The sequence below is a fragment of the Rhizocola hellebori genome, assembly GCF_016862955.1.
GTDB classification, from domain to species: domain Bacteria; phylum Actinomycetota; class Actinomycetes; order Mycobacteriales; family Micromonosporaceae; genus Rhizocola; species Rhizocola hellebori.
On record NZ_BONY01000148.1, the window covers coordinates 1 to 10853 of the forward strand.

General features: G+C 68.6%; 10 protein-coding genes and 1 pseudogene. 1 reads left to right on the top strand and 10 read right to left on the bottom strand.

The window, feature by feature from the left end; translation table 11 throughout:
* Nucleotides 1–5 precede the first annotated feature (5 nt).
* The 10 genes and pseudogenes from Rhe02_RS48290 to Rhe02_RS48335 all read right to left on the bottom strand — a co-directional run bounded on the left by Rhe02_RS48290 (nucleotide 6) and on the right by Rhe02_RS48335 (nucleotide 8970).
* Nucleotides 6–827 (bottom strand): hypothetical protein, encoded by an 822-nt coding sequence (locus Rhe02_RS48290; RefSeq protein WP_203915336.1) that lies wholly within the window; start codon nucleotides 825–827, stop codon nucleotides 6–8.
* Complete coding sequence (locus Rhe02_RS48295) at nucleotides 824–1753, bottom strand: copper transporter (protein WP_203915337.1); 930 nt, start codon at nucleotides 1751–1753, stop codon at nucleotides 824–826. Before Rhe02_RS48295 ends, Rhe02_RS48290 begins: the two co-directional genes overlap by 4 nt.
* Nucleotides 1754–1783: 30 nt before the next feature.
* The gene (gene steA, locus Rhe02_RS48300; RefSeq protein WP_203915338.1) at nucleotides 1784–2962 is read right to left on the bottom strand and encodes a putative cytokinetic ring protein SteA; all 1179 of its coding nucleotides are present in this window, start codon (nucleotides 2960–2962) and stop codon (nucleotides 1784–1786) included.
* 53 nt (nucleotides 2963–3015) lie between these two features.
* Nucleotides 3016–4761, bottom strand: a complete 1746-nt coding sequence (recN, locus tag Rhe02_RS48305) for a DNA repair protein RecN (RefSeq protein WP_203915339.1) — start codon at nucleotides 4759–4761, stop codon at nucleotides 3016–3018.
* 19 nt (nucleotides 4762–4780) lie between these two features.
* Entirely contained in the window at nucleotides 4781–5665 is an 885-nt protein-coding gene (locus Rhe02_RS48310; RefSeq protein ID WP_203915340.1) for an NAD kinase, read from the bottom strand.
* Complete coding sequence (locus tag Rhe02_RS48315) at nucleotides 5662–6477, bottom strand: TlyA family RNA methyltransferase (protein WP_203915341.1); 816 nt, start codon at nucleotides 6475–6477, stop codon at nucleotides 5662–5664. The genes Rhe02_RS48310 and Rhe02_RS48315 overlap by 4 nt, the downstream gene beginning before the upstream one ends.
* A complete protein-coding gene (locus Rhe02_RS48320; RefSeq protein ID WP_203915346.1) occupies nucleotides 6477–6644 on the bottom strand; it encodes a hypothetical protein in 168 nt (55 codons plus the stop codon). The genes Rhe02_RS48315 and Rhe02_RS48320 overlap by 1 nt, the downstream gene beginning before the upstream one ends.
* Nucleotides 6641–7237 (bottom strand): phasin family protein, encoded by a 597-nt coding sequence (locus Rhe02_RS48325; RefSeq protein ID WP_239124563.1) that lies wholly within the window; start codon nucleotides 7235–7237, stop codon nucleotides 6641–6643. The genes Rhe02_RS48320 and Rhe02_RS48325 overlap by 4 nt, the downstream gene beginning before the upstream one ends.
* Before the next feature lie 17 nt (nucleotides 7238–7254).
* Nucleotides 7255–8040: pseudogene (locus Rhe02_RS48330) on the bottom strand (HAD-IIA family hydrolase); the annotation flags it as partial.
* 3 nt (nucleotides 8041–8043) lie between these two features.
* Complete coding sequence (locus Rhe02_RS48335) at nucleotides 8044–8970, bottom strand: tetratricopeptide repeat protein (RefSeq protein ID WP_373320814.1); 927 nt, start codon at nucleotides 8968–8970, stop codon at nucleotides 8044–8046.
* On the opposite strand from Rhe02_RS48335, the gene Rhe02_RS48340 reads away from it, so the two are divergent.
* Nucleotides 8959–10809, top strand: a complete 1851-nt coding sequence (locus tag Rhe02_RS48340; RefSeq protein ID WP_203915344.1) for a hypothetical protein — start codon at nucleotides 8959–8961, stop codon at nucleotides 10807–10809. The two genes, Rhe02_RS48335 and Rhe02_RS48340, sit on opposite strands and share 12 nt — an antisense overlap.
* The last annotated feature ends 44 nt before the right edge of the window (nucleotides 10810–10853 follow it).

Below are 10853 nucleotides of genomic sequence, written 5' to 3' on the forward strand. Positions count from 1 at the left end.
GTCGGCTATGGCCGCCTGCCCCAGCCGTCAACCTCGCGCAGACCCGGCGTTTTCTCGATCACCTTCGTGAAGCTGACCTTCTCGCTGGTCAGCGTCAACGCGGCGATCCCGGCCAGCACGACAGCCCGCCCGAATCGGCCCGTTCCCGCGGCTACCCGCACGCCCAGCACCGCGCCGAGAGCGTTGGCGCCGGTGTCGCCCAGCATGATCTCCTCACCCAGGTCCTGCGGAAGCAGCGCGCCCGCCGCTCCCATCGGCCCGGCAGTGATCGCACCGTGCTTGCCACCGCTGAGCGGGCCCGCCACCAGCAGGCTCGACTTGAGTGCGCGACCAGGACGAAGGTCGAGCAGGTTCAGCAGGTTCGCGCTGCCGGCGATGACCCCCGCGCCGAGAGCCACCTCGACCAGGCGGCCGAAGCCGCGCCGCTGGGAGGGCAGCATCGCCGACGCGAGCAAAGCCGAAGCCCCCACGCCTGCGATTTTGGCCGCTCCCCCGGTCAGCCGGCCCTCGCGCAACCCGCGCAGGTGACCGGCGAAACCCTTGTAGCCCTTCTGTTCCGGCCGCGCTCCGACGATGTCGTCGTAGAGCCCCACCGCCCCACTACCCAACCCGGCCGTGAGCACAGCCGCGGCGGTGCGCACGTCGGCGGCGCCCGCCGCCGCGGTGACGGTGGCGGTGGCGGCCAGCGCTGGACCACCCGCGAGGCTCACCGTCGCGCCCCGGAAGTTGGTGCGCTCCAAGTCTTTGGAGAACTGTGAGGTGCTGATCGCCTTGACGATCGCGGGTGCCGCCGCGGCGGCCAGGCCCGCAAGCAGCAGGCGCCTCACTTCTTTTCCTGTGGCAGCAACGAGCTCGACTTCGGCCCGACACCGTAATGGCCCACCCGGGTCAGCACCAGCTCCTCGTGCATGACAAGGGCGGTGGCCACCTGGCCCTGGGCCGTGGAGGCATTGTCGACCGTCGAGATGCTCTTGGCCAGTACCGCGTCGTCGCGCACCTCCGCGACAAGGTTGCCGTCACCACCGAGCACCCCGCCGACCGCGGCCACGCCGTGCTTGTCGAACTGCACCAGCATCGTCACATAGGCGGCGTTCTTGCTGCCGGCCTGGCGATCGACGGGCGGCAGCCCGGACACGAACACCACCGCTTCGGCGCCCCCGCTCACCGTGCCCTCGACCGTGAGGTAACCGGCCTTGGTGTAGGCGCTGAGCACCTCGGTGACATCCACCTGGGTGATGGGCAGCGATCGGCCCAGCAACACCGCGGCGAGCAGCGCACTGGACGTCTCAACACCATCGCTGTTGAACGGCAGAGCCGAATTCGGCACGCTCGGCGGCTGCGCCCGGGAGGCGAGGCCGAGCAGGGCCACATTTTCGTCCGCTTCGAAGAACTTGTCCTGCAGCACGACGGTGCCGGCCAGGCTCGCCCCGGCGACGCTGAGCATGGCGGAGATCCCGTCGACCTGCTCGCGACCCGAAGGCAGCGACACGACCAGCACCTTGCGGTTGGACAGCTTGCCGGCCAGCATGATCGGCGCCGCCTGGGTGACGAACTGCTCCTCCCGGTTGGCCTGGTCGGTCAGCCCGCCCACCTGCTCACGCAGCTGGTTGTTGGCTTTGCGAAGCGCGTCAACCTGTTCCCCGAGCGCGTCCGCGGCGGGACCGTTGAGCGCGGCGGTGCCGACCACGAGCCCGATCGCCAGCGCGAGGAATACCGCGGTCAACGAAACGACGTGGTACCTAAAGTTGATCACTTTGGAGCCTCTTGATCTTCCGACACCACACTAGAAAAGCCGATAGAGATTGAAGACCAAACTGTCCCACCACTCGGCGGCCAACGAGAGATAAGCCTTGCCGACCGTGGAAACCGCCACGGCAGCGGCCATGGCCGCGATCGCCGACAAAACCAGGAGAAGCACAGACGAGCCGGAGATGGTCTGCTTGTAGAGGCGGCTGACGCCCTTCGCGTCGACAAGCTTGCCGCCGATGCGCAGGCGGGTCAGGAAGGTCGATGCCATGCCGGCCCGGCCTTTGTCGAGGAACTCGACGAGGTTGTAATGGGTGCCGACGGCCACAATCAGCGTCGCGCCCTTCTCGTCGGCCAGCAGCATCGCGATGTCCTCGCTGGTCGCCGCGGCCGGAAAGGTGATCGCCGGTACGCCGAGCTGGTGCATGCGGGACAGACCGGGCGCGCGACCGTCGGGGTAGGCGTGCACCACCACCTCGGCACCACAACGCAGCACGTCGTCGGTCACCGAGTCCATGTCCCCGATGATCATGTCGGGGGCGTAGCCCGCCTCCACCAGCGCGTCAGCGCCGCCGTCGACACCGATCAAGACGGGTTTGAACTCGTGGATATAAGGCCGCAACACCTCAAGGTCGAGCTTGTAGTCGTAGCCGCGGACCACGATGAGACAGTGCCGGCCCGCGATATCGGTGCGGACATCGGGCACGCCCACGCCATCGAGCAGGAGATCACGCTCCTGCTTGAGGTATTCCATCGTGTTGGCGGCGAAGGCCTCCAGCTGAACCGACAGCCCTTCGCGGGCGTCGAGCATCGCCTTGCCCACGGTCTCGCCGTCCTGCCGAACCCCATGGGCCACCGGCTCATCGCCGACGAAGACGGTGTTCCCGTCGATCCGGACGACATCGCCCTCACGAATCTGCTGGAACACCCCCTCACCGAGATCATCGATGAGCGTTATCCCGGCTTCGACCAGAACCTGCGGACCCAGGTTCGGGTAGCGGCCAGAGATCGACGGCTTGGCATTGAGAACGGCCGCGACCCCGACCGCCACCAGCGAATCAGCGGCGACACGGTCGAGGTCCACATGGTCGATCACAGCGATCTCGCCTGGGCGCAGCCGGCCGACCAGACGTTTGGTCCGGCGGTCAAGCCGCGCCGTGCCGGCGAGAATCCCCGGTTCGGCGGTCCGGGTCCGGCGCAAAGTCGGTAGTCGCATCGTTAGCCATCCTGGCACGAGAATGTGTCGTCCGCGTACACCGACACTCTTGATCAGCCAGCCCGCTCACGCTGTGCAACGGACAAAAGCTCCTCAGCATGAGCGATGCCGAGATCTGAATCCGGCAGGCCCGCCAGCATTCTGGCAAGCTCCCGTGAGCGCTCGGTCTCTTCCACTACCCGAACACCGCTTGTCGTAATCGCCCCACTGGTGTCTTTGGCCACAACAAGATGACGATCGGCGAAAGCGGCCACCTGGGGCAGGTGGGTGACGACCAACACCTGGTGATTTCGGGCAAGCCGCGCGAGCCGCCGCCCGATTTCGACCGCGGCGGTGCCGCCGACCCCGGAGTCCACTTCGTCGAAGACGAGGGTGGGCGGACCGCCGACACCGGCGAAAACCACCTCGATCGCCAACATGACGCGGGACAGCTCGCCGCCGGAAGCACCACGCTGGATCGGCAGCGACGGCGCGCCCGGATGGGCCAGCAGCCTCAGCTCGACCTCGTCGGCCCCGTCAGCGGTCACGCCACACTGCTCGCCGTCAACCTCAAGGCTGTGCTCGCCCGCACCGCGCGCGGCGACCACGAACTCGACCCGGGCGTGCGGCATGGCCAACCCGGCCAGCTCCACGGTCACCTGCTCGGCGAAGTGCACCGCGGCCTCGCGGCGCGCCGCCCGCAGCCGTGACGCGAGCACCGCCACCTCACCGGCCAGCCGCTGCAGCTCGCGCTCCATCTCCTCAAGCGCCTCGTCGGAGGTGTCCAACAGCGACAGCCGCTCCTTGGCACGCTCAGCCCAGGCGATAACCCCGTCGACGTCGTCGGCGTATTTGCGGGTCAGCTGGCGCAACGTGGCACGCCGCTCGTAGATGGTCTGCAACCTGGCCGGATCGGCATCGAGACTGGCCAAATAGGCCGACAATTCCACCGAGACGTCGCCGATGAGCGCCGCCGCCTCGTCGAGCCGGGCGGCATATTCGCCAAGCTTGGGGTCCACTGCGGACTGTGCGTCGAGCGAACGCCGCGCCGTGCTGATCATGGTGGTGGCGTCTTCGGAGTCGACCTCGCCGCCTCCCGCGATCGCCTGGTGCGCAAGCTGAGCGGCAGTGCGCAGGCCTTCGGCGTGCTCCAGCCGCTGCGCTTCTATGCGCAGCTCCTCGTCCTCACCGATTTGCGGATCGACCCGGGTGATCTCGTCGAGCCCGAGCTTGAGCAGCTCGGCTTCCTGCGCTCGGTCGCGCACATTGCGCTTGCGGTCGGCCAGCTCGTCGGCCACCCCGCGCCAGCGCGCGAAAAGCTCACGGAACTCGACGAGCAGCTTCTCGTGCTCGGGCCCGGCGAAGCGGTCGAGTGAGGAGCGCTGCTCGGCGGGGCGCAACAGGCGCAACTGGTCGGATTGACCGTGCACCGCCACGACCAGCTCGCCCACCTCGGCCAGCAGCGACACCGGCACCGCGCGGCCGCCCACGTGGGCACGCGAACGGCCCTCCACCGTCACCGCACGGCTCAGCAGAAGGCTTCCGTCGTCATCGGGCTCGGCACCGGCGTCGGCCACCCGTGCCGCCACAGCCTTTGCGGCGTGAGGAGGCAGGCGCAGCCTTCCCTCCACGGTGGCCCGGCCGGGATCAGCACGCACCCGCCCGGCGTCGGCCCGGCCGCCAAACAGCAGGCCAAGGCCGGTGACCACCATGGTTTTTCCGGCTCCGGTCTCGCCAGTGATGACATTCATCCCGCGGGTTAAAGGGAGGGTCGTGTCCTCAATGACCCCAAGGCCGGTGATGCGCAACTCTTCCAGCACAGGCAGACCCTATCGCCACCTACCGACTATTGCCGCGCCAGCCTTCCACCGGGAGAGCAAATTTTGCCACCAGACGGTCGGTGAAGGGCTGCGGACGCAGCTGTGCTACACGCACCGGAGTCGCACCACGCCTCACCGTGATGTTCACTCCGGGCGGAAGGTCGAAGACACGCCGGCCGTCGCAACACAACACCGCCAGCGACGTGTACGGGTCCACGCTGATGTCTATCCGGCACGTCGGCGAGGTCACCAGCGGACGGCTGAACAACGCGTGCGCGCTTATCGGCACCACCAGAAGCGCCTCCACCTGAGGCCACACCACCGGACCGCCCGCGGAAAACGCGTACGCCGTCGAACCCGTTGGGGTGGCACAGATAACGCCGTCGCACCCGTACCGGGAAAGGGGCCGCCCGTCCACATCGACCATCAGCTCAAGCATCCGCTCGGGCGCGCTTTTCTCCACGGTGACCTCGTTGAGCGCCCACGACTCGGCAAGCACCTCGCCGGCCAGCGTCGCGGTCACGTCGATCGTCATCCGCTCCTCGACGGTGTAGTCGCGCGCCACCACATCGCGCACCGCCTTGTCCAGATCGGAAATCTCCGCCTCGGCGAGAAACCCGACCTTGCCCAGATTGATGCCGAGCATCGGCGCGCCCACCGGACGGGCCAGCTCCGCCGCTCGCAGCAGGGTGCCGTCACCACCGAGCGCGAAGACGATTTCCACCCCGGCCGCCGCCGCGACCCCCGAAACCGGGGTCACCTCGGGCAGATCGAGGTCGAACGCCTCCTCAGCCACCACCCGCACCTCGAACCCGGCATCGCTCAGATCCCGCGCCACAGTGCGGGCATGGGCCGTCGAGTCCTTACGTCCGGTGTGGGTGACGAGCAGCGCCGCTCTGGTCATTCGGAAACTCTATCCGACACGCCCGCGTGCACGACCGCACTGATCGCCTCCCGATCCGGGGGCGGGGCATCGGCCCGGAACCAGACGAAGAACTCCACATTGCCGGACGGGCCGGGTAGCGGACTGGCCACCACCCCGGCCACGCCGAGACCCAGCGCGCCCGCCGCCTCAGCGACCTGCAGGACGGCCTCGGAGCGCAACTGTGGGTCTCTGACCACCCCACCGGATCCGACGCGCTCCTTGCCCACCTCGAACTGAGGTTTCACCATCAGGGCGAGGTCGCCCTCCGTACACGCGGAAAGTGCAGGAAGCACCAGACGCAGCGAAATGAACGACAGGTCGGCGACGGTCAGCTCGACTTTGCCGCCCATCTGTTCAGGGGTCAGTGTCCTGACGTTGGTCCGTTCCAGCACCCGCACCCGCGCATCGGTGCGCAGCGGCCAAGCCAACTGTCCATAGCCGACATCCACGGCGACCACCTCGGAAGCGTTGTGGCGCAACAGGACGTCGGTGAAACCTCCGGTGGACGCGCCCGCGTCGAGGCAACGCCGCCCGGCGACCGTCAGCCCTTTGGGCATTAAGGCCGCGAGCGCTCCCGCCAGCTTGTGCCCGCCGCGCGACACGTACTCCGTCTGCGTCTGCTCGCCGGTCACCCGCACCGCGTCGGCGGGATCGACCATCGCCGCCGGCTTGCTGGCCACGTTCCCGCGCACCTCGACTCGCCCATCCGCGATGAGGGTCGCCGCGTGTTCGCGTGAGCGGGCCAGGCCGCGCCGCACCAGCTCGGCGTCGAGCCTCAACCGGCGCGCCATCACTCCTCTATGGAGGAGAGCACTTCACGCAGGGTCTGGTGCGCGGCTTCGTAGGCGCCGAGCTGTTCCTGGGCGGACAGCCCAGCCGCGTTCTGCACCGAGGCGACCGCCGCGTCCACGGCGTGGTGCCCGGTCGAGTTTTCGTTGGGCGCCATAGCTTCCGTCATGGCGTGGCCTTCGCGGCCTTGGTGGCCTTCTTCGCCACGGCTTTCTTGGCGGGCGCCTTGGCCGCGGCCGCATGCACCGCCGCGATCGCCTCCGGCGCTTCCTTGTCCGCGGCCACCCTCGGCATCGGCCGCTTCGCCGCCGGCCCGGCAGCCTTGATGACCGGCTCAGCCTCGGTGGCCTTCTTGGCGACAGCCTTCTTCGCGACCGTCTTCTTGGCCGCCACCGGCGGTTCGTCCGAAGCGGCCGGCGCGGCCTTGGCGTCGCGCAGCTGGCGCTCCAGTGCCTCGATGCGGTCGTTGAGCGCGGCGACCTCTTCGGCGGTGGCCAGGCCCACCCGGCTCAGTGCGCGGTCCATCTCCACCCGCACCATCCGGGAAACCGCCTCCCGATTGGCGTTTCCGGTGGCCAGCAAGTCCTCGGCCAGTGTCTGCAGCTGGGCTGCGGTGGCACCGCTCTTGCCGACAAGCTCTTTGGTCACCTTTTTGACGGTCTTCTCCGCCTTCTTCTTGGAAGCCTCAGTCAGGCCGAAAGCCAGCTCGAGATATGCCTTAACCGCGTCCTGCACGGGTTCACTCACCTTCTGCGTCACCATAATGCTCACGCTACCGCGAACAGTCCGGAGAGGTCCTTCGCCACGAAAGTTGGACGTTGCGTGCCCGTCGCGCCCTGGGCCGCTTCGGCGGTGGCCACCCCGGTCAACACCAGCAGACTGTCCATCGCGGCGCGATTGGCTCCCATGATGTCCGTGTCTAAACGATCACCCACGATGAGGGTACCGGCAGCGCCCGCATCCCTTGCCGCAGCAAGAAAAAGCGCGGGTTCGGGCTTGCCCACCACGAGGTCGGGCTGCCGCTCCAGAGCGGTCGCCAGCGCGGCCACCAACGCCCCGTTGCCCGGCAACGGCCCGCGCGGCGTCGGCAGGGTCTTGTCGGTGTTGGTCGCGATCCACTGCGCTCCGCCGCGGACCGCCACACACGCCTCGGCCAGGTGTTCCCAACCCACCTTCGGGCCGTAGCCCTGGACCACCGCCACCGGATCGTCATCAGCCTTGGTCACCACCGTCAGCCCGGCCGCCGTCACCTCATCAGCCAGCGCCGGCGCACCGACCACCAGAACCCGCGACCCGGGCGCGAACCTCTCCGCCAGCACCTGTGCCGCGGCCGCTGCCGAAGTCAGCACCTCGCCCGGCTCCGCGGCCACCCCGATCCCGGTCAGCAGAGCCGCCACCTCATCGCGGCGCCGGGAGGCGTTGTTGGTCACGAAACGGATCGTCTTGCCCATCTCGCGCAGCCGCCGCAACGCCTCCGGAGCGCCGTCGACGGGGCGGTCGCCAAGCACGACCACCCCGTCGAGGTCCAAAACTATGAGCTCATACCGATCGACCAGTCCGGTCACCTCTCAGCGGCCCGTCCCGTCATCGCCGCGTGACCCGCCACCCGAACCGCCGCGCGGGCGGTCTCCGGATTCGTCGCCACTTCCGGCTGCGTCACCGCTGCCGGCTGCGTCGCGGTCAGCGCCATCCTCGTCGTCCTCATCGTCTTCATCGTCTTCATCCTCGTCGTCGAAGTCGTCGTCTTCGTCATCGAGGTCGTCGTCTTCATCATCTTCGTCATCGTCATCGTCATCGTCGCGGTCGTCTTCGTCATCGTCGTCCGCGTCGTCTTCGTCATCGTCGTCGTCGTCGCTGTCGGCGGTGTCGCGATCGGGCGAGGTCGCGTCCACATCGGACTCGTACTCACCGTCCTCGTCGTCGATTTCGATACCGTCCATCTCGAGCAGACGCTCGGCGGCGTCGGTGATGCCCTCGGCGTCCACCGCGGCGGCACGGCCGAACCACTCGCGCGCCTCCTCGGTGCGGCCCGCTTCCAGCAGCGCATCGGCATAGGCGTAGCGAAGCCTTGGGGCCCAAGGCTCTTCGGACTCCACGGACAGTTCCCGGATCTGCAACATGGCCGCGGCCGCGTCGTGCTGGCCCATGTCGCCACGCGCCCCCGCCGCCACGATCAAAAGCTCCAGCGCTTCGTTCCGCCCGAGCTTGTCACGCTCCGCGGACCGGAACAGATCGATGGCCTTTTCCGGCCTTCCCAGCGCGCGCTCACAGTCGGCCAGCACGGCGAGATGGGTCTGCCTGCCCGTCATCCGGTGATAGGTACGCAGCTCAGCTATTGCCGTCGTCCATTCCTCCGCCTGGTACGCGGCCAAGCCGACCGCTTCCCGCACAGCCGCGATCCGCGACGCCAACCGGCGCGCCGCGATAGCGTGCTCCAACGCGAGCGCCGGATCGTCGTCGATCAACTGCCCGGTCGCCACCAGATGCCGAGCCACGGTCTCCGCCACCGGCTTCGCCAAAGGAAGCAGTTCCGCCTTCACGGCCGAATCGAGATCGTCAGCCGCCATGGCGTCGGTCAGCTCGGGACCGGCAACCTTGTCCTCCGGCTCGGGCTCGAAGCTGCTGAACTTGCGGTCGCCCCGGAATCCCGCCGCGGCGCGATCATCGCGCCGACCAGCGCCACCAGCACGGTCGCCGCCGGCACGGTCGTCACGGCGCTGGAAACCGCCACCGGCACGGTCATCACGCCGGAACCCGCCGCCTGCGCCACCAGCGCGATCATCCCTGCGGAACCCGCCGCCGGTGCCACCGGCGCGGTCGTCCCGCCGGAAACCACCACTGCCACCAGCACGGTCATCACGCTGCTGGAAGCCGCCCTCACGGCGCCCGCCACCCGCGCGATCATCACGCCGCTGGAAACCGGCCTCGCCACCAGCACGGTCATCACGCCGCTGGAAACCGCCCTCACGGCGCTCGCCACCCGCGCGATCATCACGCCGCTGGAAGCCGCCCTCACGGCGCTCGCCACCCGCGCGATCATCACGGCGCTGGAAACCGCCCCGATCGCCGCCGCGGTCGTCGCGGCGGAACCCACCAGCGCGGTCACCACCACGATCGTCACGGCGGAACCCGCCGCCACCGGCACGGTCATCGCGACGCTGGAAACCGCCGCGGTCACCGCCACCGGCACGGTCATCACGCCGGAAACCACCACCGCCACCAGCACGGTCATCCTTGCGGAAGCCACCGCTGCCACGGTCATCCTTGCGGAAGCCACCGGTGCTACCAGCGCGGTCATCCTTGCGGAAGCCGCCACTGCCACGGTCATCCTTGCGGAAGCCACCGGTGCTACCAGCGCGGTCATCCTTGCGGAAGCCACCACTGCCACCAGCACGGTCATCGCGACGGAAGCCACCACCAGCGCCACCGGCACGGTCATCGCGACGGAAACCACCGCGGTCCCCGCCAGCACGATCATCACGACGCGGATAACCGCCAGCCGGGCGATCGTCCCGCCGCTGGAAACCACCCTCACGACGCTCTCCACCAGCACGATCATCACGGCGGAAACCGCCAGCGCGATCGCCGCCACGGTCACTGCCGCGGAATCCGCCCCGGTCCCCACCAGCGCGATCATCCCTACGGAACCCACCGCCGGCACCACCGGCACGGTCATCACGGCGGAAACCACCGCTGCCGCCAGCACGGTCATCACGCCGGAAACCACCACTGCCACCAGCGCGATCATCACGCCGGAAACCACCACTGCCACCAGCACGGTCATCACGCCGGAAACCACCCCGGTCGCCGCCACCCGCACGATCATCACGACGCGGATAACCGCCAGCCGGACGATCCTCGCGGCGCGGATAACCGCCGGCCGGCCGGTCATCACGACGCTGGAAACCACCCTCACGGCGGTCACCGCCAGCACGATCATCACGACGGAAGCCGCCACCGGCACGGTCATCCCGGCGATCGCCGCCAGACCCGCCCCGATCATCGCGGCGGAAACCACCACTGCCGCCGCTGGCACGATCATCGCGCCGGAACCCACCCGCACGGTCATCGCGGCGCGGGAAACCGCCCCGATCACCCGTCCCACGAGGCTTTTCGTAGCCGCCATCAAAACCGCGGGCCCGGTCGCCGTCACGCCGGAAACCCTCACGCTTACCATGCGAACGGTCGACACCGCCGCGCTCGCCACCCCGCGCACCACCGTCACGGCGACCGCGGTCACCGCCTGCGTCCCGGCCAGACTTGTCATTACCCGTGGAAGTCACGGAGTACATCCTCTCCTATGCCGCAATCGGACGGCGGCAACCCTGCCGTAAATACGTGAGGGCCTCCCCAAACGGGAAGGCCCTCACATAAAGAA